20 protein-coding genes and 1 CRISPR repeat array are annotated in these 22,546 nt (G+C 69.0%); of the genes, 6 read left to right on the plus strand and 14 right to left on the minus strand.

The window, feature by feature from the left end; all coding sequences use genetic code 11:
• The first annotated feature begins 18 nt into the window (after window positions 1-18).
• Together ACFOYY_RS06940 and ACFOYY_RS06945 are read left to right on the plus strand one after the other, a co-directional pair.
• Window positions 19-738 carry a helix-turn-helix transcriptional regulator gene (locus ACFOYY_RS06940; protein ID WP_352011168.1) on the plus strand — a complete coding sequence of 240 codons (720 nt, stop codon included), beginning with the start codon at window positions 19-21 and terminating at the stop codon, window positions 736-738.
• A 79-nt stretch (window positions 739-817) separates the two neighbouring features.
• Entirely contained in the window at window positions 818-1,414 is a 597-nt protein-coding gene (locus ACFOYY_RS06945) for a hypothetical protein (protein ID WP_386188712.1), read from the plus strand.
• Between the two features lie 192 nt (window positions 1,415-1,606).
• On the opposite strand, the gene ACFOYY_RS06950 is transcribed toward ACFOYY_RS06945, so the two are convergent.
• From ACFOYY_RS06950 to ACFOYY_RS06960, 3 genes are all read right to left on the minus strand, one after another.
• A complete protein-coding gene (locus ACFOYY_RS06950; protein WP_352011170.1) occupies window positions 1,607-2,197 on the minus strand; it encodes a DUF1963 domain-containing protein in 591 nt (196 codons plus the stop codon).
• 54 nt (window positions 2,198-2,251) lie between these two features.
• On the minus strand, window positions 2,252-6,025 hold the full coding sequence (locus ACFOYY_RS06955) for an nSTAND1 domain-containing NTPase (protein WP_386188714.1): 3,774 nt from the start codon (window positions 6,023-6,025) through the stop codon (window positions 2,252-2,254).
• Window positions 6,026-6,194: 169 nt separating this feature from the next.
• Window positions 6,195-6,611, minus strand: coding sequence for a hypothetical protein (locus ACFOYY_RS06960; RefSeq protein ID WP_386188716.1), 417 nt, complete (start codon window positions 6,609-6,611; stop codon window positions 6,195-6,197).
• Between the two features lie 412 nt (window positions 6,612-7,023).
• Here ACFOYY_RS06960 and ACFOYY_RS06965 point away from each other — a divergent pair, with 412 nt between their 5' ends.
• Window positions 7,024-8,025 (plus strand): RNA polymerase subunit sigma-70, encoded by a 1,002-nt coding sequence (locus ACFOYY_RS06965; protein ID WP_352011173.1) that lies wholly within the window; start codon window positions 7,024-7,026, stop codon window positions 8,023-8,025.
• A 101-nt stretch (window positions 8,026-8,126) separates the two neighbouring features.
• Here ACFOYY_RS06965 and ACFOYY_RS06970 read toward each other — a convergent pair whose 3' ends face one another.
• The 6 genes from ACFOYY_RS06970 to ACFOYY_RS06995 form a co-directional block, all read right to left on the minus strand.
• Window positions 8,127-10,091 carry an FHA domain-containing protein gene (locus tag ACFOYY_RS06970; RefSeq protein ID WP_362912234.1) on the minus strand — a complete coding sequence of 655 codons (1,965 nt, stop codon included), beginning with the start codon at window positions 10,089-10,091 and terminating at the stop codon, window positions 8,127-8,129.
• Between the two features lie 185 nt (window positions 10,092-10,276).
• Entirely contained in the window at window positions 10,277-12,304 is a 2,028-nt protein-coding gene (locus ACFOYY_RS06975) for a serine/threonine-protein kinase (RefSeq protein ID WP_386188718.1), read from the minus strand.
• 302 nt (window positions 12,305-12,606) lie between these two features.
• On the minus strand, window positions 12,607-12,837 hold the full coding sequence (locus tag ACFOYY_RS06980; protein WP_352011176.1) for a BldC family transcriptional regulator: 231 nt from the start codon (window positions 12,835-12,837) through the stop codon (window positions 12,607-12,609).
• A 273-nt stretch (window positions 12,838-13,110) separates the two neighbouring features.
• Window positions 13,111-13,476 (minus strand): hypothetical protein, encoded by a 366-nt coding sequence (locus tag ACFOYY_RS06985; RefSeq protein WP_386188721.1) that lies wholly within the window; start codon window positions 13,474-13,476, stop codon window positions 13,111-13,113.
• Entirely contained in the window at window positions 13,473-13,811 is a 339-nt protein-coding gene (locus tag ACFOYY_RS06990) for a hypothetical protein (RefSeq protein ID WP_386188722.1), read from the minus strand. Before ACFOYY_RS06990 ends, ACFOYY_RS06985 begins: the two co-directional genes overlap by 4 nt.
• Window positions 13,808-14,164 carry a hypothetical protein gene (locus ACFOYY_RS06995; RefSeq protein ID WP_386188724.1) on the minus strand — a complete coding sequence of 119 codons (357 nt, stop codon included), beginning with the start codon at window positions 14,162-14,164 and terminating at the stop codon, window positions 13,808-13,810. Before ACFOYY_RS06995 ends, ACFOYY_RS06990 begins: the two co-directional genes overlap by 4 nt.
• 330 nt (window positions 14,165-14,494) lie before the next feature.
• On the opposite strand from ACFOYY_RS06995, the gene ACFOYY_RS07000 reads away from it, so the two are divergent.
• Window positions 14,495-15,919, plus strand: a complete 1,425-nt coding sequence (locus tag ACFOYY_RS07000) for a hypothetical protein (RefSeq protein ID WP_386188726.1) — start codon at window positions 14,495-14,497, stop codon at window positions 15,917-15,919.
• Here ACFOYY_RS07000 and ACFOYY_RS07005 read toward each other — a convergent pair.
• Window positions 15,888-16,922: an NAD-dependent epimerase/dehydratase family protein gene (locus ACFOYY_RS07005; RefSeq protein ID WP_386188728.1), complete on the minus strand. Its 1,035-nt coding sequence runs from the start codon at window positions 16,920-16,922 to the stop codon at window positions 15,888-15,890. The two genes, ACFOYY_RS07000 and ACFOYY_RS07005, sit on opposite strands and share 32 nt — an antisense overlap.
• A gap of 407 nt (window positions 16,923-17,329) precedes the next feature.
• Window positions 17,330-17,616: a CRISPR direct-repeat array (repeat unit 26 nt; unit sequence GTCGCTCATCACCCTGAAGGGTTCGC).
• Window positions 17,617-17,781: 165 nt separating this feature from the next.
• Entirely contained in the window at window positions 17,782-18,399 is a 618-nt protein-coding gene (locus tag ACFOYY_RS07010; protein ID WP_362781641.1) for a DUF6461 domain-containing protein, read from the minus strand.
• A gap of 147 nt (window positions 18,400-18,546) precedes the next feature.
• Here ACFOYY_RS07010 and ACFOYY_RS07015 point away from each other — a divergent pair, with 147 nt between their 5' ends.
• Together ACFOYY_RS07015 and ACFOYY_RS07020 are read left to right on the plus strand one after the other, a co-directional pair.
• Window positions 18,547-19,047, plus strand: coding sequence for a DUF6010 family protein (locus tag ACFOYY_RS07015; protein ID WP_386188730.1), 501 nt, complete (start codon window positions 18,547-18,549; stop codon window positions 19,045-19,047).
• A gap of 44 nt (window positions 19,048-19,091) precedes the next feature.
• Window positions 19,092-19,253 (plus strand): hypothetical protein, encoded by a 162-nt coding sequence (locus tag ACFOYY_RS07020; protein WP_386188732.1) that lies wholly within the window; start codon window positions 19,092-19,094, stop codon window positions 19,251-19,253.
• 107 nt (window positions 19,254-19,360) lie between these two features.
• Here the strand turns inward: ACFOYY_RS07020 and ACFOYY_RS07025 are convergent, their stop codons facing one another.
• From ACFOYY_RS07025 to ACFOYY_RS07035, 3 genes are all read right to left on the minus strand, one after another.
• The gene (locus ACFOYY_RS07025) at window positions 19,361-19,738 is read right to left on the minus strand and encodes a DUF742 domain-containing protein (RefSeq protein ID WP_352011185.1); all 378 of its coding nucleotides are present in this window, start codon (window positions 19,736-19,738) and stop codon (window positions 19,361-19,363) included.
• Entirely contained in the window at window positions 19,735-20,124 is a 390-nt protein-coding gene (locus ACFOYY_RS07030) for a roadblock/LC7 domain-containing protein (protein ID WP_184725372.1), read from the minus strand. The genes ACFOYY_RS07025 and ACFOYY_RS07030 overlap by 4 nt, the downstream gene beginning before the upstream one ends.
• A 66-nt stretch (window positions 20,125-20,190) precedes the next feature.
• Window positions 20,191-22,404 carry a sensor histidine kinase gene (locus ACFOYY_RS07035; protein WP_352011186.1) on the minus strand — a complete coding sequence of 738 codons (2,214 nt, stop codon included), beginning with the start codon at window positions 22,402-22,404 and terminating at the stop codon, window positions 20,191-20,193.
• Between the last annotated feature and the right edge of the window lie 142 nt (window positions 22,405-22,546).

Below are 22,546 nucleotides of genomic sequence, written 5' to 3' on the forward strand. Positions count from 1 at the left end.
TATGGGAGGCTTCTCCTGATGGAAGCGTCTCTTGACCAACTGGCCCGGCGGCTCGAAGAGGTCGTCGGCGAGCTGCGCGGTGTCCCCGTGGACGTCGCGCGGCTGGAGGACGGGGAGCGGGTCAGGCAGGAGATCACCCGGCTGGTCGCCACCTCGCGCGAACTACGCGCCATGCAGCCGCTGGGCTCTCCTGAGCAGGGGCGCGAGGAGCAGCGCAGCCGCCGCCAGGTGCTGGACGCCCTGGCACGCGGGATGCGGATGCGGACGGTCGTCCACGCGAGCGTGCTGGACGACGAACGCAAGCTCGCCCGGCTCAGGGAACTGCACGCCGCGGGTGACCTGCACCGGGTCGTGGACGAGCCGATCCAGCAGCTGCTCGTCTTCGACCGGGAGGCGGCCTTCGTCAGGATCACCCCCGTGCTCCGCTCGCCGGGCGCGCTGCTGATCCGGCAGCAGAGCCTGATCAGCGTCCTGATCGACCTGTTCGAACAGACCTGGGACAGGGCCAGGGAGGTCACCGAGCCGACGGCGCGGCTGAGCCCTCGGGAGCGGGAGGTGCTGGCGCTGATCGCGGAGGGACGCTCCAACGCGGCCGTGGCGCGGGCCCTGTCGATCAGTGAGGCGGCGGTCGGCAAACACGTGGCCGGTGTGTTCGCCAAACTCGACCTGCCCTCGGGTGACGACGTCAACCGGCGGGTGCTGGCGGTGCTGGCCTACCAGCGCGGGGCCGCCAGGTAGGGGCGGCACTACGTCAGGGTAGGTCTGGCACCCGTGTCCGGCCGGCGTCCGGCGGGCTTGGATGAAACGCATGCAACGTATGAGCGGATTACTGGTCGGCGCCGTCTTCGGTGCGGTCTTCGTCTTCGTCAACGCGCGGAGTCCGCTGGACGACGTCGTGGTCACGGTCCTGCGGGTGCTCGCGGGCCTGGCCGTCGCGGCCGTGCTGGCACTGTGGTTCACCGATGTGCGACGACCTGCCGCCGCCGTCTCGGGAGGGACCGCCGTCTCGGGAGGGGCCGCCGCCTCCGGAGGGGCCGCCGTCTCGGGAGGGGCCGCCGCCTCCGGAGGGACCGTGAGGACGATGTTCGGGCGCGGTTACCTGATCGTGGTGGCCGTCGAGGTGCTCGCGCTGTTCGGCGGCCTCCGGCTGCTGGCCGCCCTGGGCGCGCCCACGGAGGTCAACGTGGCGTGGGTGGCGATCATCGTGGGTGTCCACTTCGTCGCCCTGGCCCCGGTGTGGAAGGACGGGACCATCGCGGTGCCGGGCGTGGCCCTGACCCTGCTCGGGATCGCCGGATTCCTCATGGCCTGGGCGGGTTCCCTGCCCTGGGTGCCGATCGTCAGCGGGGTGGCCTCCGGTGCCGTACTGCTGGCCGGATCCCTCACCGCCGGACTACGGCTCGCCAGGCCCTGAACCCCTGGCCGTACGGCCCGCCCTTGTCGGTCACGCGGCCCGCTCTCGTTGGTCGTACGGCCCGCTCTCGTTGGTCACTCCTCCCTTGTCGGTCACGCGGCCTGCCCTCGTCGGTCACTCCGCTCTTGTCGGTCGTATGGCCCGCCCTTGTCAGCCGCGCGGCCCGGCGGCCACGCCGTACGGACCGGGGTGTCAGCCCTGCAGGACCACGGACGCCGCGTCGCAGGGAGGGCAGGCGAAGACGAACGCCTCACCGCCGCCGAAGTTCATCAGCCAGTTCCTGCTGTAGCCCTCCCTCATCTGCGCGACGAAGCCCATGGGGGTGCCGCAGGTGGAACACGTGGGCGTCATGTCCGTCTCCCACCACTCCGCCTCGCCACCCAGCCAGCCGACCACCTTGAACTCCGCGACCTCGTCCGCCGTCTCCGGCTCGACCTCGCAGATGCCGATCTCGAAGCACTGCGGGAGAACGAACGCCTCCCCGGGGGACGGCAGGGGCACCGTGGCGTCTTCAGCGAACAGGTAGGCGCGGTTGCCGCCCGCCTCGGGGTTCCAGGCCTCGCACTGGCCGGGATCGTTGTCGCACATGAAGAACGACAGGAGTGCCCCGGGCCGCAGGGCCTCGGCGTGGTCGCCGAGGTCGTCCGTGATGAGCTGCAGCAGGAACCGCAACGGCCCGTCGCACACGGCGCAGCGCGGCCAGTCGAACCCCTCCGGCGCCAACGGCAGCCCACCGATACGGCTCACCCGCGCCGCGACCTCGACATCCTTCACAAACGCCATAGATCCACTCACGGCTCGGCAGCCTATACCGGCCAGATACCGGATATGTCGGGATCAGGGGCAGGGCGGGTCGTACCGGATGCCCTCCCCCACGAAACGGCGCCACTTCTCGGGGTCGAGGGCGCCCCTGGTGTAGGCGCAGATCCGCCGGGCGGCCTGTTCCTCGTCCAGCGTCCACAGCCAGACGGCCCCGTCGTCACTGCCGCCCGCCAGCAACCCGCCGGTCCGGTCGAAGGCGACGGGAAGGAACGCGGTGGTGTGTCTGAGCAGCGGCTGCCCGAGAGGTTTCCCTCCTGCGGGGTCGGTCATGTCCCACAGCCGGAGCACACCGTCGAAGCCGGAACTCGCCATGGTGCGCCCGTCGGGACTGAACAGCACCGAATAGGCGACACCCGTGTGGCCCGTCAACGGTCGTTCCTTGAGCGTGGCCCGCGCGGGGTCGGTGATGTCCCACCGGTACACCTTCCCGTCGGCGCTTGAGGCGGCCAGGGTGTGCCCGTCGGGACTGACGGTCACCGAGTAGAAGTTGGAGGACTCCGAACTCCTGCTCGTGGCGTCGGCCCGCAGTTCCAGCGGACGGCCCACCGGCCTGAGACGGGCGGGATCGGAGACGTCCCACAGCGTGATGGCGTTGTTCAGGTTGATACTCGCCAGGAGCCTTCCGCCCTGGCCGAACGCGATCGAGCTGAAGCGCGCCTCGTCGTCTCCGGCGGCCTTCTTCCCCGGCGACTCGGCGAGGAGCTTGCGGGCGGCGACGTCCCACAGGCGCACCGCTCCGTCGCCCGACGCGGCGGCGAGCACGTCTCCCGTGGGGTCGAAGGCCACCGCGTAGATGATCGCGGCCTTCTTCCCGGCTCTCAGCGGCTTTCCCACGGCAGTGGCCCGCGCGGGGTCCGTCACGTCCCACAGCCGGATGTCCCCGTCGGCGCCCGAGCTCACCAGCGTGTGCCCGTCGGGGCCGAAGGCCAGGGAGGCGACGGAGTTCCTGTGCCCCAGGAGCGGCCGGCCGACGCGCCTGGCCCGCAGCGGGTCGGAGACGTCCCACAGGATGATCGATCTGTCGACCCCGGCGCTCGCCAGCAGCCGCCCGCCTGGGCCGAACGCCACGGAGGTGACGGTCTCCGTGTGCCCGGGAAGGTAGGCGCTGGGCGCGTTCCACAGCCGCACCGACCCGTCCGAGGCACCGCTGGCCAGGGTCCGTCCGTCAGGGCTGAACGCGGCCGAGGTGACGAACCCCGTGTGGCCGACGAGGAAGTGACCCAGCGGCGTCATGACGGAGGGGTTGGAGACGTTCCACAGCCGGACGGTCCAGTCGGTGTACGTCGCGGCCAGGGTCCGCCCGTTAGGACTGAACGCGACCGACGTGCCGATGAAGGTACGGCTCCGCGAGGGAATGTTGAGCAGTGTGCCGTCGGTGGGGTCGGAGACGTCCCACAGCAGCACCCCCGCGTCACCGGCGCCTCCGATCGTGGCCAGCGTCCTGCCGTTCGGACTGAACGCCATCGCCTTGACCTCACCTCTGTGGATCTCCAGGAGATCGCTGAGCGGTTTGGGACGGTTGACGTCTGAGATGTCGAACAGGTGCACCTTCGCGTCGCCCGTGCCGACGGCCAGGGTCTTCCCGTCCACGCTGACGGCGGTCGAGGAGACCGATCCGCCGTCGTCGAAGACGGAGTCGGCCATGCCCCGTCCCTCCAGCAGCGGGGAGGGAACGGTCAGGTCCCACTTCTGGACGACTCCGTCCGCCCCCGAGGTGATCATGGTGTTCCCGCCGGATGTGAACCTGATGGCCGTCACCTGGAATATGTGCCCGAGCAGCGGCTCCCCCGTCGGCTTGATGTGCGCGCGGTCGGAGAGGTCCCACAGCTGCACCCTCCCGCCGGAGTCACCGGCCGCCAGAAGATGTCCGTCAGGGCTGAAAGCCACCACGGACACGCCGCTTATGGAGCCGCTCAGGGGACGGCCGAGCGGCTTCGGCAGGGCGGGGGCGGAGACGTCCCACAGCCGGACCGTGCCGCTGCCGTCGCCGCTGGCCATGATCCGCCCGTCGGGGCTGAAGACCACCGACTCGACGTAACCGACGTGTCCCGTCAGGCTTGTGGAAAGGGCGTCGCCCTGGGTGCCGAGAAGTCGTGTCCGGGTCTCCTCCCCGGGGTTCATCCGATGGGCGACCAGGGTGAGCTGGGCGGACAGGGAGATGTCGGTCTCCCTGAGCCGGTCGGCCTCGGCGACGACACGCTGGTAGACGGCCAGGTCCCGCTGGGTGATCGCCTCCCTGCCCCGTTGGAGGGCGTAGACGGCCGCGACGGAGGCGACCAGGGCGAGCACCGTCAGGGCGGCGACGGCGCCGGTCCTCAGCCGGGCCGTACGGCGTCGCTGGCGGGCCGAGGCGGCGAGGAAGTCGCGTGCGACGGGAGTGAGTTCGTCCTCGGGCCTGGTCTCGGCCCACACACGTACGGCGTCAAGCCGGGTTCCCCGGTACAGCCGGGAGGAGTCGCCCCTCTCACGGCTCCACGCGGCCGCGGTGTCCTCCAGGTCCTGGTGGATGAGCCGCCCCGCCCGGTCGTCGTTGAGCCAGCCGCGCAGCCGGGGCCAGTGGCTCAGCAGGGCCTCATGAGTGATCTGTACGGCTTCGCGGTCCAGGGTGAGCAGCCGTTCCCCGGCGAAGGCGTTCACCACCGCCGCGGTCGTCCCCGGGTCCGCGTGCATGCCGACCAGATCGGTGTGGGCGACGCGCCTGCGGGTGTCCTCGGCTCCGTCCCCGAGCTTGACCAGACGGAGGAACAGCAGCCTGGCCAGCCGTTGGGCGGTGTCGTCCAGACCGGTGAAGACCTGCTCCGCGGTGGCCGCGAGCGCGCCCTCGATCCGGCCGGTGGCCTTGTACCCCTCGACGGTCAGCGTGGCGCCGTTGCGCTGCTGCCAGGTCAGACGCAGCGCGTGGGCCAGCAGCGGGAGCCGTCCCGCCTCGTACCCGCTCGTCCGCCTGTCACCCGCGGTCGCCCTCAGGTCGCCCAGGAGAAGCTCGGCCAGCCCCGGTTCGAGATCCACCCCCAGGTCCTGGGCGGGGTAGACGATCGCCTCCCTGAGGTTCGCCTCCGGCATCGGCCCGACCACCAGCGGACGGTCCTCCAGGGCGGGCTGCAGCAGGGGATGCGCGGCGCAGGCGGAGTGGAAGTCGTCGCGGACCCCGATCACCACGAGCCCGGCCTGTGTGGCGGCCAGCCGTACGAGCAGTTCGACGAACGCCTCGCGTTCCCGCTCGTCGTCGCACTCGGTGAACAGTTCCTCGAACTGGTCCACCACCACGACGATCCGCGCGGCGGCCGGGTCACCGGCCCGCTCGCGCAGCCACCTCTCCAGCGCCGAGACGTACCGCTCCGGCCCGCCTGCGATCTGTTCGGCGACGCGGTCCCGGTCGACACCGGTGAGGCGTTCCAGACTGCCGGCCATCTCCCTGACCGGTGTGGCGGTGGGGGTGAGCGTCACCTGCGGCCACCGGTTGGCGTACGGCAGGGCCGCCTGGTCGAGCGCGGGCAGCAGACCGGCGTGCAGCAGCGAGGACTTCCCCGCGCCCGAGGGGGCGATGACCACCTGAAGACCGCCCGTGCGCAGCCGCCGGTCGAGGCGGCCGACCAGCGCACCGGTCAGGTCCTTTCTGCCGAAGAACCACCTTCGCTGCTCACGGCCGAAGGCGGACAGCCCTGGATAGGGGCACTCCTCGATCACCGCCCCCGGCCGGGTCCGCTGTTCGGCGCTCAGTTTCTCGCCGTAGTGAAAGTGCTGGTCCCTGTTGGCCAGGTACACGTGGCCCTGGTCGGAGACGGACACCTCAAGGCGGACGTTGTCTCCGGTGGGCGTTTCCCGTGCCGGTGGGACCGGTTCGGGTTCCGGCTCCCGGCGGTCATTCTGAAAAGAGTCAGCCATTGACTTTCCGGCCTGGTCATACGACGTTGTGGAGCCGGACGAGGGCGGCGTCACGGCCGCCGGGGAATTCCGTTCAGCGTTCGTTGATGTGCTGGTCCCGGCCCGCCTGATAAAGGCGTCCCTGGTCTCGGACGACCGCCTTCATGACGATCGAACCGATCCGGGTCTGCTCCGTGACCGACAACAGCGGGGTCAGTTCCTCGTCGAGGAGGCGTCTCAGTTCGGCGGCCGACTCGGGGGCCTCTCTCAGCAGGTGCGCCAGCCGTACCTGCCAGAGACCGGCCAGTGCCCGCTCGGTCTCGACGTCCCCCGCCTGTCGCGCCGTCAGCAGTTCGGCGTGGGCCTCGACCAGCTCACCCTCGACGACCTCGGCCTGTTCGGGGCGGAAGCGCCGCCACAGCGCGACCACCCCGGCGCGGGCGTCCTGCCAGGCGTCGGTGGCCATGGCCGTCACCAACGCCGTCCCCGCGGCCAGCACAAGCGGATCCATGTGTCGCTCCTATTGCGCTTTATTATCACTTGCCACGATAAATCAGATTCTTCCACCGAACCACCCCACAAAAAAGGGATAGCACGATGTCCCGACTTGAGCGCTTTGTGGAGCATTCACCACATATCTAGATCATCAAATAACCCACTTCCAGGCCAGATTACCCCCTTCTGGAATTTCCCTCCTTCAGCGAACAATCATCCCATTCCACCCCGTACGGCACCGCACTTTCAGACACCGAATGGACATCGTTCATTCATCCTCTGTTCCCTCAGACGTCCCGGCGCGTACGGCCGCGAGTTCCAGTCTTCATGGCCGCCCACGCCCTCCTCGCCGTGTCCGCGGTGATGAGTTGTCGCGCCCGAACCCGTCATACCTACGACGGGACACGACGAGGCGGAAGGATGACGTGATGAGTGTGGGAACGCTGCTGGAGGAGCTGGGCGTGAGCGGTCTGGGCGAGGTCGACGAGCCCGCGTTCTCGGGACTGGCGGAGCGGCACCGGCGGGAGCTGCATGTGCACTGCTACCGGATGCTCGGGTCGTTCGAGGACGCCGAGGACACCGTGCAGGAGACGTTCCTGCGTGCCTGGCGGCGGCGGGAGACCTTCGAGGGACGGTCGACGTTCCGGGCCTGGCTGTACCGGATCGCCACCAACGCCTGCCTGGACCTGCTCGCCAGGTGCCGCCCGGAGCCCGCGACCGGTGGCGAGGCGTTGTGGCTTCAGCCCTACCCGGACCGGCTGCTCGACGAGTTGCCCGCGGGCGACGCGGACGAGCCGGAGACCGCCGCCGTCGCACGGGAGACGATCGAACTGGCGTACCTGGTCGCGATCCAGCACCTCGCGCCGCGCCCTCGGGCCGCGCTGATCCTTCGGGACGTGCTCGGCTGGCCGGCGAAGGACGTCGCGGCACTCCTCGGGGACTCCGTCAACTCCGTGAACAGCGCACTACAGCGGGCCCGCGCCGGAATGCGGGAGCACCTGCCCGCCGAGCGGCAGGACTGGACCGGCGGTGAGGAGGAGGACGCCGGGACGCGCGAGCTGGTGCGCCGCTACACCGACGCCAGCGTGGCCACGGACATCGACGGGCTCGCCGCACTGCTGCGGGACGACGTCCGCTACTCAATGCCGCCCACGCCGGGCCTGTACGTCGGCCGCGAAACGGTGGTGAACGGCTGGGCCGAGAGCGGCTTCGAGGGCATGGGGCGCCTACGTGCCGTCCCCACCTCCGTGAACCGGCAGCCCGCCGTCGCCTTCTACCTCTGGCGGGAGCGGGAGGGCGCGTACCTGCCGCTGACGATCGACGTCCTGCGCGTCACCGGCGGGGCGATCACCGAGATCTTCACGTTCCACGGCGACCGGTTCCCACGACTCGGGCTGCCGGAGCGCCTTCCTGCGGACGGTACGGAGTAGCGCCCGGACCGGTTGACGATCTCGCAGGTAAGGGCACCGACGCGACCTCCGCCCTCGTCCCTCATGCGTGGGGCAACCCCCCGCGCGCGGGGGGTGGTCTCTCACTCCGCCTCGTTGTGGACCGGTTGGGGGCCCGTGGTTCCCGAGAGGTCGTGCGGTGCCGTCGTGGTGGGCCTCACGAACAGGGTCGCGTCGGCGGGGGACGGCTCCGCCGGGACCGGGGTGTCGAAGATGTCGATGTCCACCTCCTCACCCCCGACCGTCAGTGTGTCCCAGGCGCCGCTGACCACCAGGGACCGTACGGTCTCGCTCCGCAGCTCGCTCAGCCGCTCCAGCAGGGCCGCGTCGTCGGGCATGCCGGGGATTCTCGGGGCCAGGCGGGACCGGATCTGGCGCAGCCGGTCCATCAGGACGTCGATGTCGGCGTTCCTGTCCACCCCGGCGGCGCCCTCTTCGAGGCCCTGGGCGATCTTGTCCTTGATGGCCCGGGTGACCCCCTGCTCGTCGGCGGCCACCATCGCGTTCCAGGCGCGGCTCTTGTGCCGGTACTGCAGCATCGACATCGCGGCCTCGTGGCGGACGAAGTCGGCGTCGCGGAACGGCCTGCCCCGCCAGTTGCGGTTGAGCGAGCGCGCCAGCGAGATGGCCGAGGCCAGTCCGCTGTTGAGCCCGCGTCCCGGCCAGAAGTGGATCGCGTTGGCCGCGTCCCCCAGGAGGAAGCCGTACGTGCCCGGGGTGGTCGAGGTCGGGAAGAACAGCCGGGAGGTGAAGCGGGGCCGCTGCACCATGTCCAGCCGGAAGCCGGTGACGGCGCTCACGTTGTCCTCGGTGATGCCGAAGAGGGTCAGCCCCTCCTGCACCCGCCTCCACAGCGCCGAGCCCCTGATCAGGGCGGGCAGGAACAGCGTCTGGTGCGTCGAGCAGTGGAAGTCGCCGCTCTCCGTCCGCTCCATCAGGCAGGGGTTGGAGGCGATGCACTCCTCGAACACCTGCCGGATGGGGTCGATGCCGATGACCTCCTTGGCCTCGGCGTCGGTGAGGCGAACGTTCAGGAACCCCTCGCCGCGCAGCGAGTTGAGCAGGAAGCGGTTCTGGGCCACGGTCAGCAGGACGATCATGGGGTCGGGCAGGTCGGACTTCACGCGGATGCCGAGCACCACGTCCTGGACGTGGTGACCGTCCAGCGAGTAGATCGACTTGTCGGCCTGCCCGAACCTGTCACCGAAGTGTTCGCGGGTCCGGGAACGCCCGCCTTCGCAGATGGCCAGCACGTGGTCCTGCGCGATGCCGTCGCGGTGTGCGACCGGGTCGAGGTTCTCGGGGATCAGCCGGATGCGGTCGGCCTTCTCGTTCACCATGTCGAGGAGCACGTCCTCGACGTGGGCGATCCGGATGTTGCGCGGGCTGTAGCCGCGGATCGAGTCGGGGCCCGCCGGCCACATCTCGCTGTAGGAGCCGGTGGTGAACAGCCGTTCCTGGACGTCCTCCGGCAGGTTGAGATACTGACGGCTCTGTACGGTCACCACCTGCTGGCGCCGGTTGTTGCCCTGGGCCGCGTTCCGCCACACGATCCGCGCCCCGTCCCGGGTCCAGCGGCCGTCGTACATCGTGATGGACACCCGGTGTCCCATGAGGTGTTCGAGCAGCAGGGCGAGGCTCAGCCCGACGGGCCCGCCGCCGGAGATCGTGACGTGCAGGACCTGTCCCATCCCGACGCCGGGCACGGCCCTGACGACCGTCGGGAGCATGGAGGCGTCGACGACGGTCTCCAGGTCGTCGAACGTCTCGAAACGGAACGTCTCGCCCCCGATGGAGATCGTGTCGCCGGGCTGGAGCACGTGGGAGGTGATCTTCCTGCCGTTGACCAGCGTCCCGTTACGGCTTCCACGGTCCTGCAGCACGTAGTCGTCACCCTGGGCGCGCACCTCGGCGTGGAAGCGCGAGGCCCGCTCGCTGGTGATCACCACGTTGTTGTCGCCCCGGCGGCCGAAGGTCACCGGCTCTTCGCCGATCAGGAACCGCTGTCCGGTGAGAGGACCTTCGTGCCCGACGATCGCATACGGCATGGGGCCGTACTCCCCTCCGTCAAAAATCTCCAGCAGAAACCGGTTTGATCGTTTATCGTGTCACGCTTCGCCACACAGGAAAAGCCACAAAAACCCGACACATCCCACCTACGGCGCCTCCTGCGAACTTTGTTTCGGACTCCCGGTAATTCCATTTTCAGACATCGAAAAAATGGCGCGGAATTTCAGGACGCGGGTCCCAGGTCCCACACCCGCACGGCCGTGTCCCTGCTGCCGCTGACCGCGACGGCCCGTCCTCCGATCCGCGTGACCGCCACGCCGTAGACGGTGCTGGTGTGCCCGGTGAACGGCTCGCCGACGGGCCTGCGCGAGGTCAGGTCCCACAGGCGGACGCTCCTGTCCCAGCTCCCGGTGACGGCGACGGTACGGCCGCCCACCTGCCCGACCGCCACCGACGTGACGTTGCCCGTGTGACCGACCATCGGCTGCCCCACGGGCTGGTGCGTGGCCAGGTCCCACACCCGGACCGTGTCGTCCTCGCTGCTGCTCACCACCACGGGACGGCCGTCGAGCCGGGTGACCGCCACGCCGTACACGTCACCGGTGTGCCCTGTGATCGGCTCCCCGACGGGACGGCGCGTGGTCAGGTCCCAGACCCGGATCGTGTCGTCCACCCCACCGGTCACCGCGACCGGACGTCCGTTCAGCTGCCCGACGGCGACCGCCCAGACGTCCTCGGTGTGTCCCTTCATCGGCTCGCCGACAGGTTGGCGGGTGGTCAGGTCCCACACCCTGACCGTGTCGTCGCCGCTGCCCGTGACGGCCACGGGACGTCCGTCCACCTGGGTGACCGCCACCGCGTAGACGTCCTCGGTGTGCCCCCTCATCGGGTCGCCGACCGGCTGACGCGTCACCAGGTCCCAGACCCTGACCGTGTCGTCCGCGCTGCCGGTCACCGCCACCGGACGCCCGTCCACCTGCCCGATCGCGACCGCGCTGACGTCCTCCGTGTGCCCGCGCAGCGGATCGCCGACCGGCGTGCGCGTCGTCAGGTCCCACACCTGGGCCGTGTCGTCCGCGCTGCCGGTCACCGCCACCGGACGCCCGTCCACCTGCGCGGCGGCGACCGCCCAGATGTCGTCGCTCTGGGTGCCGACCACGCCCGGCACCACCGCCGCCGCCGTCGCCGGGGCCGCGCTCGTCACCGGCTCCCTTGAGAAGGGCCAGAAGACCACCCCGAGCACGACGACCACGACACCGGCCGCCGCGGTGATCCACCCGGCACGGCCACGCGGAAAGGAGCGCCGTACCGGCCGGTCCCCGGTGGAGATCATGTCCCGCTCGGCCGCCGGATTCGGCGTCACCGCACCGGAGACCGCCGATCCGTCCGGGGCGGGGGCGGGGCTCTCGGTGACGGTCTCCATCTCGTACGGCTCCGCCGGAATGCGGCCGGTCAGCATCGCCAGCACCTCGCCGATCCCGGGGCGGTCCCTGGGGTCCTTGGCCAGGCAGGCGGCCAGCAGCGCGCGCAGCGGCTCGGGCACCCCGTCCAGGTCGGGTTCGCTGTTGAGGATGGTGCCCATGATCGCCGCGGCGTGCTCACCGGCGAAGGCCCGGCGGCCGGTCGCCGCGTAGACCATGGTCGCCGCCCAGGCGAACAGGTCGGAGGCCGCACTGGCGGGCTGGTTGGCCAGTTGCTCCGGGGCCAGGTAGGCGGGGGTGCCGACCAGCGCGGAGACCGTGGTCGCGTCGGTGCCCTCCAGGATGCGGGCGATGCCGAAGTCGATGACGACCGGCCCCTCGGGACCCATGATCACGTTGGTGGGCTTGAAGTCGCGGTGCACGATCCCGGCCCGGTGGATGGCGTCGAGGGCGGTCGCGGTGGCGATCGCCAGCCGTTCCAGGCCGCTTCCCGTGCGGGGGCCGTCGGTGGCGACCAGCTCCTGGAGGGAGGGGCCGGGCACGTACTCGCTGACCAGGTAGGGCCGTCCCTCGCTGAACCCGGCCTCAAGGACCGTGGCGGTGCAGAAGGCCGCCACCTGCCGCGCCAGCGCGACCTCGCGCTCGAAGCGCCGCATCTCGGTGGTGTTCTCGACCACGCGCGCGTGCAGGACCTTCACCGCCACCTGCTGCCCGGAGGGGCCCCTGCCCAGGTAGACGGTGCCCTGGCCGCCGCTGCCCAGCACTCCGAGCAGGTCGTGGACGCCGATGCGCCGGGGGTCGGTCGCCTTCAACGGTCCTGCGTCGGGCACCGCTACCGTCCTTTCCCGCCGAATGCCCAACGGGCGCCCGACGGAGCCATCCGGCCGCGCAGCCGGGAACCTCACAACGCGTCGATCATGATCTGCGAAAGACACACTTGACCGACAAATCCGACGCGCATGACGACTTTCCTCGGGGCAACAATACGAGCCGGATCACATCCTCGGTACACCACGGCCACACCGGCACGCGATGTATGGATCTCACGCCATGAGGTTTATGACTTTTTATCCTCCTAAATAGGATTTATCACCAAACCGAATTGAGAGGGGGATTTCGCGGAGACAGCCGGTCAGGAGCCCTGGGAACCGTCCAGCAGAGCCCTGATGTCGTTCTCCCGGTAGCGTCGCTGCCTGCTGGGGGTCCGCACCGAGGGGATGCGGCCGGTCAACGCCCATCGGTTGACGGTCTTGGGGTCCACGCCGAAGATCCGGGCGACCTCGCCGGGCGTGAGAAGCCGTTCGGTCGTTCCGGCCTCGGTGATGAAGGTGCCATCGGGGGCGACGGCCTTGAGTGGGGACATGGAGGGCTCCATGGGGGTCAGTAGCGGCTGCGGTGGGGGCGGGTGCCCGGCCCCGAGCCGGGGAGCATGCGGCCGGGCACCCTGGAGGAGGACCGGCCTTCCTTATAGGAAGACCGGTGCGCCAGACGGCTCCCTCTTCCCCAGCACACTCGGCGTGCATGGGAGCCGTCTTGCGAGGGTGTGCGGCCCAGGCCCCTCCCACCTGAGCCGCACGTTCATGGGTACGGCGGAGCGGCGGGTGGGATGACGTCCCACCGCCCGCCGTACCGGCTTCTAGGAGCGCAACAGCCTGCGCAACGCCGTAGACCGACCCGGCCCGACGGCCTGGCCGGGACACACGGCCTGAACGGCCCGGGAGATCCGGGCGGCCCGGGTCTGCAGAGCACGGGCGACGGCGACGGCCTGGATGCTCGGCGGCACCACCGGGGACACCTGAGCGGCCAGCTTGCGATCCAGTTCTTCGGCGGACCCGGCCCGCACCAACAGCACGTCACCGGCGTACGGCCTGCCGGAGAGGACGCTCCGGTAGGCGCTCCACAGGCCGGAATGCGAACTGTGGAAGACCAACCAGTCCGGATGAGCCCGCTGCAAACTGTCACAACTGGGACCCGCGACCCCCAGCACCGACCACGGCATCACGCCGCCCTCCCCACCGACCGCGACCGTCGTCTCCCGGCCGGTCGCCGCCCCTCAGCGGTCGGCATCCGCAGGGTCAGGAGCGTCTCGGCCTCACGCATCCGCCGCTCCAGCCCCTCGGAGGTGGTGTCGCTGACGATCACCGGCTGCGGGGAGGGCCACGAACACAACCCGTAGAACCGGCGCGTCCCCAGGCTGTAGAGCACCGTCCATCCGGCCCACTCCTGGTTGAGGCTCTCGGCCTCCGCACGGGCCGGGCCGTCCCACACCCGCCGATGCACCAGGCTGTACGGCCTCCCGTCACGATGCCGCCCACCCGGCCAAGATGACCCGATCACGAGGACGCCCCCTCAGCCGACGCGGCACCCTTCACCCCGGGAGCCGGGAGACGGGCCAGATGCTCGACGATCTGACGGGCGGCCTCCTCCACCTGCGCGACCGGGACCTGGTGGGCCCGCTCGTTGCGGTACTTCCAGAAGAAGTCCTTCTCTCGAAGGTCGGTCCAGATCACGAACTCCATCGAGGGCACCTCCAGCAACGGAGCCCCGTCGTCACACCGGAACACCACCTCCACCCGCGACCGGCCGAGCAACCCCTGAAGCCGACGCAACTGCGGCGCCTTCGGGTCGTAGAAACCCTCACTGACCTTCCGACGCAGAGCGTCGGCCATGGGCGTACCGATGGGAAACACGATTCGGCTCCTTCACGGGGTGAAGTGAACGGCCTCGGGGTCGCTTCCGGCCCGGTCCGTTGCGCGATCTTCGGCGTCGATGCCGGTCACCAGGGGGTACCTCTGGTGGTCGGCGGTGGGACGTGGCCGATCATCGCCAGTAACGACTTGTAATGAACATGTCGCGAAGGGTGACTTCTGTTGATGTTTGATGTCCGGAACGGACGTCACCACGGACACCGCCATGACATGTCAGTGCCCAAGGGTGACATCTGCTGCGAAGTCCCTCCGCACCACGAGACAGCGTTTTACGCTGCCAGCGACCGCACCCGCACGAGGAGGAACAACCCCGTGCACCATGCCGAAGAAACGCTCCTGAAGCAGCTCGTGCGCGCGCGTGGACTATTACTTCCGCGCGCGTTCCTCACCGCCTACAGCCGATGCGCCGCCGGCCTTGGTCTACGCGGCCTGACCCTCGACGAACGCCAATACCGGCGCTGGCTGTCAGGCAACGTCAAAGGGCTACCACTGCCGGATGCCTGCCGCGTCCTGGAGGAAATGTTCAACCGGTCGACGCAGGAACTGTTCACGATGGTTCCCACCCTGGTGGCAGACACCGCATCACCGGGCGAGGTAATCGACCTCTCACCCACCCGCAGCGTCGTATGGACGACGCCCGACCTTCCCGCCTCTGGTGCAGGCTCAAAGCCTGCTCCTTCTCTGCGTGAGTTGATGATGGCTGCTGCCGAAGATTCCCGACATTCCGCCCGAGCAGCGGACGCCGCGATCGGGCCCTCAACCCTTGAAACACTGCAAGACGATGTGGTCCGTGCAGCACGCACGTTCCACACCCGACCGCCGATCGTGACGTTTCCCGAAATCAAAGACCTACGCGACCAGGTAGAGAAGAAGCTTGGACAGACCCGGCAACCTGGGCAGATCACCGAACTGACCTACCTGAACGGGCTGCTGTGCCTGCTGCTGGCCGAAACCTGCATGGACTTGGGCGAGCATGGATTTGCTCGTGATCACGCGCGTGCCGCGTGGGCACACGCCAACAGCATCGGCAACACCGGTCTGGCCGTATGGGCACGCGGTGTGCAGGCGACGGCGGCCTATTGGGGCGATTCTCCCCAAGAGGCGATCACCGCAGTCAAACGCGGTCGGGAGCACAAACCCACCGGCCTGGCAGCCGCGCGACTGCACAGCATCACCGCCCGCGCGTGGTCACACCTAGGCAATCCCGACGAAACACTCCGGGCCGTCCGCGACGCGCAGGAGGCACGGACAACCGACTCAGACGCCCATGACGACTTGGCTGTCATCGGCGGTCTGTTCGACTGGGGACCAGCGCGAGAGGAGCGTTGCGCCTCAACCGCGTTCTTGGAACTGCTGCAACGCCGCCACGACAGCCTGGAGCCAGCGACGCTACGCCGCTTTGTGAATCTGGTGCTGGAGCACGCCGAACGAGCGCTGAACCTGGAGCTCGCCACTCCAGCCGACAAACGCTCTCCGATCCTGAAAGCGACCATCCTGCTGGACATGGCCGCCGCTCGGGTACTGCTCGGCGATGTGAACGGGGCCCACGAAACGGTCCAGCCCATGCTGGGCCTGTCTCCGGATCTGCGCACCTTCTCCGTACGCTACCGGCTGCGCTCCCTACGGGCACCGCTCAACCAACTCCGCACGCGGGCGGCTCAGGAACTGGTCGAGACGGTCACCGCGTTCGGTGAGGCTTCGACCGCTAAGCACCTGCCGCCTGTTCCTGGTTCTTGACCACTGTCCGGTTGTCCCAGGCGGTGAGGATCGCCGTTTCCCGTTCCACGGAGATGCCCAGCTCCGCAGAGCGAGCGGAAGAGACCGTGACCCCGGTCTGGAGCCACCGCCAGGTATCGGTCACGGTCTCCTCGATCGAACGGCACGTCAGACCGGCGGCATGCGCACGGGAGGCGTCCACCTGCCAGGTGCCGTCGTAGTCGCGCCAGATCGGCAGCTCCGTCCACTCGCGTACGTCGTGCTTGCGGAGGAACGAGTCGTCCACCCACACCAGTTCGGCGCTGCTGCCGGTCACCTTCCGGCACGCGGCGAGGAACTCCCCGAACGTTGTGTGCCCGATCGGCGCGGCCACGTTGTACGGGCCAGGCAGATGCCGTTCAGCGCACTCCAACGCGAAGGCGGCGACGTCTCGTACGTCAATCGGCTGGATCTTCCACGTGGCCGTGCCCGGGGCCAGCACCCGGCCCCCGACACGGATACGCGACAGCCACCATGGCAGACGGCCCACATACTCGTGCGGGCCGAGAATCACACCCGGTCGCAAGATCGTGGCGTGCTCACCGAAAGCAGCAATGACGGCCTGCTCGCAACCGGCCTTCTCCCGCCCGTAGGAGTCAAGCCCGCTCTCCCCCTCCGGGCCTTCGGGAGCGTACTCCCGCAGCGGCGAGGCGTCCGTCAGCGGAGTGGTGGGCCAGCCCTTGTAGACGTTCACGGTGGAGACGAACACGTACCAGCCGACGACATCGGCCAGAGCGCGGGTGGTGTCCTCCACCATGGCCGGGGTCATGCCGCTGGGGTCGATCACCGCGTCCCACGGACCCGCGTCGGCGAGCGCCACCAGGTCCTGGGGGTTGGTCCGGTCTCCGCGAATCATGGTGGCGCCGGGCACGTCGTCACCGGAACGGCCACGGTTGAACGTGGTCACCTCATGACCACGCCACAGGGCCTGCTCCACGAGCACACGCCCCAGGAACTTCGTTCCGCCGAGGATAAGGAGCCGCATGGCCTCGATCCTGGCCCAGGAAAGCCGATCCACACAGGTGCTTCCCGGGAGCAATACGCAACTGTCGAGGAAACAAGGAGAGCCCTCCAGAGGACATCGCTCGCGGCCTTCCCCACAGCCCGCGACGCCTCGTCTCCTCGACCGTTAACCCGGCTGCCCAGACGTACCGCGAAAAGGTGATCTTTCTTCGTGTCACATGGCACAGTGGGGTCATCAGGTACACCCCCGCGAGGCGCGGATCACACTATGGCCGCCATCGGTACGAGGAGGAGACTATTCTCGAACCAAGTCGGATCTCAAAAATGATCAACGCTCTGACCTGCACCGCTGCACTACCGCCGGACTGCTGCAGAAATCGCGCACCCCACTTCCACAGCGTCCGGCCCGACCTGGGACTTTACCCTCGGGTCGCTCATCGCCCGGAAGGGTTCGCCACCTGGTCATGTGGGCGAGCGTTCTCCGCCGGTAGCGCAAGTCGCTCATCACCCTGAAGGGTTCGCCACACCACACCCTGGAGGGGCTGCCCGCCATGGACGGGGTGGTCGCTCATCACCCTGAAGGGTTCGCCACACCTGGCGGTTCCAGCGGCGTTCACGGTGGTGGAGTCGCTCATCACCCTGAAGGGTTCGCAACGCGGCGACCGGCCCGCGTTCTTGCAGTACTCCGGTGTCACTCATCACCCTGAAGGGTCCACAACTCCCCACTTTGTGGACGGTCACCAGCCGGGGTCGAAGAAGGGGGTGGTGGGTTCTCTCCAGGCCAGGGTGTACAGGAGGAAGGCGTTCAGGACCATCGCCAGGATGGTCACCAGTACGGCGGGGCCGACGTCCGGTGGGTCGGGGAACCCTCCAGGGGGCCGTCAATCAGGGTCGCCGGCCGGCACGACATACGTGGTGTGTGTGGCCTCCAGCCATTCTCTGTCGATGCGGTGGCCGACCATTCGGCCGATCGCGGTCAGGGCGGATGTGAGGCTTTCACCGGGCTCGACGGCGGGTTCTCCTGGGATGTCGTCGTCGATGTTGAAACGGAGACCGTAGAGGTACGGGTCGAGGGCGTTCGGATCGGTGCCGGACCGTTCGCCGGTGTCGAAGATGTCAATGACCGTGATCAGCTTCCCATCTTCGGCGTATTCCAAGGTGCTCTCACCATGAAGATCCCAGCGGATGGCCAGAGCGCGCCTGCCACATCGTGACAGCGCGAGCAGCGCTTCATCCTCCGTGGAACGGTGGTCACCGATGACCAGAATCCAGTCACCGACCTGCCCTGCCAGCAGACCTGCCGCCTCTTCGCCTCCTCCGTCGGAACCCGTCCCCCACCCGAGAAAACCGTCCCGCGTCCCGGAGGCCGGATCGCCGTTCAAAATGACGACCGCTTCCTCAACAGGGATGGACTCCACCCAGACGGCGTGGAACTGCTGCATCGAAACGTCACTGGGATCGTACGAGCGGAGCAATTGATACAGGTCGTCTGCCGTCACGGATTCAGCCTCCTCCGCGAATCATTCTGCCCGGCCTTTCAGGGCCGTACGGCCCGCGTACGGCGTATCCGGCCGAACACGTGAGGCCTTCCCGGAACTCCAGCCCGACCGCCGACGACTCCTGAGGTAAAGACAGGAGGGCGGAGCATGGGCGGACGGGTGTGGGTGGCGGTCGGGTGGGCGTTCTACGTCGTGGTGGTCATGGTGGCGATGTCGTACGCCATCGGGGCCGTGGCGCGGGCCGGGTTGCTCGTGGTGGCGGCGGCGCCGTTGGGGGTGGTGCTCGTCCTGGCGCTGTGCCGGTTGCCCGGCAGGACCGAACTGGCGGCCTGGAGCGCCGTCACCGTGGGGATTCTCGCGCCGACCTACCTGGCCGGCGGCGGGGTGGAGTACGCGGCGTCCGGGGTGGTGGTGGCACTGGCCCTGCTGGGGGTGTTCCGGTCGCCGTGGTTCCTGGTGGCCGCCTGGGTGCTGCACCCGGTGTGGGACGTCGTGGTGCCCCGTCATCTTGAGCCACCGCTGACCGACCTTCCGACGGCCTGCGTGCTGTACGACCTGCTGGTCGCCGGTTACCTGGCCTACCGCGCCCGCCGTGGCGGTTTCGCGAAGGACGCCAGGTCACCCGAGGAGGCGGGAACCCGGGGCTGAGGCCGTCGCGTTCTCGAAGAGTCGTCTCTTCGAGGAAGCGGACTGTGACCGGAGGAAGCTTGGCACTCAGGGCACGTTATCTCCTGAACGCGGCCCTCGCCGTGGTCGTCCTGGTGCTGACCATCTGTATCGACGGGATAGGGCTGACCGCCCTGTTCGGCGTGATCGCCGTACTGTTCTTCCTGGTCTGCGCGTTCAGGGCGTAGCCGGGAGGAGCTTTCCCCGTGCCCTCCGACGGTGCACGGGGCCTCCGAAGTCGTCCTGGGTCGTACGGCCGGCCACCCCACCCCCGCCGGGCCGTACGGGAAGGACGTTACAAGGCCCGCAGGCCGCTGATCACCTCTCGCAGCAGCCCCTCCGCGGGAGAGGTGTTGGCGGGAAGCGGGGAGCGCACGAGGATCAACCCCTGGTCGAGCAGGTCGCCGAGGAGGACCTTGATCACGCCGATCGGCAGGCCCGACTCAGAGGCGACCTCGACGATGGGCCTGGTGCGCTTCATCAGGCCGAGCAACCGCCGGTGCTCCGAGCCCAGGTGTGAGCCCGCGGAGATCACCGAACCGTTGGCGACCACCATGGACAGCAGGTCGAACGCGGACGAGGACGTCGAGGTCGCGGTCCGGCCGCCGGTCAGCGCGTAGGGACGGACGACGGGCCCGGCCTCCTCGTCGACCCACTCGACGTCGTCGCTCATTGGCCCGCCACCCGGGGTGCGGTGGCCAGATGCTGGCCGACACGGGTCACGAGGCGGGCCATCTCGTAGGCGATGAGGCCCACGTCCGCGGCGCCACTGGTCATGACGGCGAGACAGCTGCCCTGGCCCGCCGAGGTGACGAAGAGGAACGCCGAGTCCATCTCCACCATGGTCTGCCGTACGGCGCCGCCGCCGAACTGCATGCTTGTCCCCTTGGCGAGGCTCTGGAAGCCGGAGGCGACGGCCGACAGGTGGTCGGCGTCCTCCTTGCTCAGACCTCGGGAGGAGGCCATCATCAACCCGTCGTTCGACAGGATCAGCGCGTGGGAGACGTCCGCCACACTCGTGACGAAGTCATCCAGAAGCCAATAAAGCTCACCCGGCACGTGCTCAAACCCCTTCCCCTGTGACGATCACACTCGGTGCGATCCTCGGTTCACTACCCCAGCTCATCATTCGGCACCGCCGTCCTCGCTCTCGGCGCGTCCGCGCCGCCATCCCGACTGGAAGGAGTTCAGCAGCGCCCGAGCCTCCTCGGGCGAGCGCTCGGTGGCGCCTGAGGTCTGGTCGTTCTCCTGGCGCTGGTCGTCCTGGCGCAGGCCCGGTGAGAGGTTCGCCTGGCGGACCCTGCGGGGCAGCCCGGTGCCGCGCCGTACCGACGACTTCCACAGGTCCGCGGGGACCGGCAGCACCGGTTCGGTGAACCGGGGCTCCGCGGACACCGGGGGCAGCGCGGCGACCGGCGGCATGTGCTCGGCCCTGAGCGGCACGACCGGCTCGACGGGCTCCGGGTCTCCCAGGAGGTGCTCGGGAAGCAGGATGACCACCCCGGTCCCGCCGTACGGCGAGGGCCGCAGCGTCACGTTGACCCCGTAGCGGGCGGCGAGCAGGCCGACGACCGCGAACCCGAGGCGGTCGGTCTCCGACGGGTCGAACTCGGGCGGGCTGGCCAGGCGCTCGTTGATGGAGGCCCGCTTCTCGGCGGTCATGCCCAGGCCCCGGTCCTCGATCTCGATCGCGAACCCGCGGCCGACCAGCTCACCGCGGATCGACACCTCCCCTCCGGGAGGGGAGAAGACGGTGGCGTTCTCGATGATCTCGGCGAACAGGTGCATCATGTCCGCGACCGCGCTGCCGATGAGGGTGGTGCCCGACATGGGGTAGACCCGCACCCGGGCGTAGTCCTCGACCTGGGCGGCGGCGCCGCGCAGCACGTCCTCCATCAGGACGGAGGAGCGCCACTTACGGCCGGAGGCCCCACCGGACAGGATGACCAGGCCCTCGGCGTGGCGACGCATGCGGGTGGTCAGGTGGTCGAGCAGGAAGAGGTTCTCCAGGGCGGCGGGGTCCTCGGCCTGCTTCTGCATCCCGTCGAGCAGTTTGAGCTGACGCTGCAGCAGGGACTGGCTGCGCCTGGCGAGGTTGCGGAAGGACTGGGCGACGCCCTCGCGCAGCTTGGCCTGGTCGACGGCCGACTGCATGGCGCGCTGCTGGACGCTGTCGAAGGCGGCGGCCACGTCGTGGACCTCCGCCGTGCTGCCCAGCGGTTCGAGCGGCGGCGCCTCGACACCGACGTCCACCGGCTCGCCCCTGCGGAGCTTCTCCATGACGCGGGGCAGGCGCACCTCGGCCACCTCCATGGCGGCCCTGCGCACCCCGGCGAGCTCGCGGGTGAGCCCGCTGCCGACCCGGTAGGAGACCAGCAGCGAGGCGACAACGGCGACGAGACCGAGCGCGCCCGCGATTCCCGCCCTGGTGAACGTCGTCGCGGCGGACGGGGCCGCCCGGTCGGCCAGGGAGAGGGTGACGGCGGTCAGCGCCCGCTCGTAGACGGCCTCCAGGTCGTCACCCGCCGAGCGCCACTCGGTGGCGGGGATGAGCTCCCCCTCCTGGATGGTCTCCTCGAAGCCGGTGTACCTGGTGTAGATCGTCGAGGTCATCATCCCGGCGAACGGCAGGCGCAGCCTCGGCTCCAGGTCGGGCAGGGCCTGTTCGAGAAGGAAGACCCGGTTGGTGGCGAGCTGGTTGAACAGCTGCAGCTCACTCGGCGACATCGGGCGGCCCAGGCCCAGCACCCCGGCGGCCAGCGCCCGCTCGCGGCTCATCAGGTCCTTGGCGTAGCTGACCATGCCGAGGCTTCGTGACTGCTGGAAGAGCGGCAGGTCGTTGTTGAGGCTCATGATGCTCGACAGCCGGTTCAGCGCGTCGGGCACCAGGGAGAAGTCCCTGGAGAGGCCGACGAGGCCGATCCTGCCGCCGTCCACCTTGACGCGGGTCCCGTCGAGGGCGTTGATCCGGGTCATCACCTCGTTGAACCGGATGCGCATGTCGGGGGTCATCGCGGACTTGGCCGACTCGGTGTTCGTCCGCTCGCGGAAGCGCTGGCGTGCCTGGTTGGTGATGTTCCGCTGTACGGCCAGGGCCGACCTGGCCGAGTCCGTGCGGGAGGCGAGGTACTCGGCCGAGAGCAGGTGTTCGTGCTGCAGGGCGTTGTTCAGCTCGTCACCGGGTTTGCCGACCGTGTCGTACAGGGTGGAGACCGTGAGCAGGCTCATCGAGTCGCCGACCGTCACGGTGGCCGCGAATCCCCACAGGGCGAGCAGCGAGATGATCGGGATCGCCAGGAGTGCCGAGATCTTGAACCTGATGGGTCTGCTCGATGCCATGTCACCTCATCGGTTCGGTCCCGGAGCGCCGAAGTGGGGGGCTCCGGACGACCTCTAGATCGCCGACGAGGATAGCACTGACAAGCCTGTGTATTCGTATCCTATTTGTGACATGTCATGAATTAGTAAAGCAAAGTGACAA

It is taken from the genome of Streptosporangium jomthongense (assembly GCF_042650425.1).
Taxonomy (GTDB): Bacteria; Actinomycetota; Actinomycetes; order Streptosporangiales; family Streptosporangiaceae; genus Streptosporangium.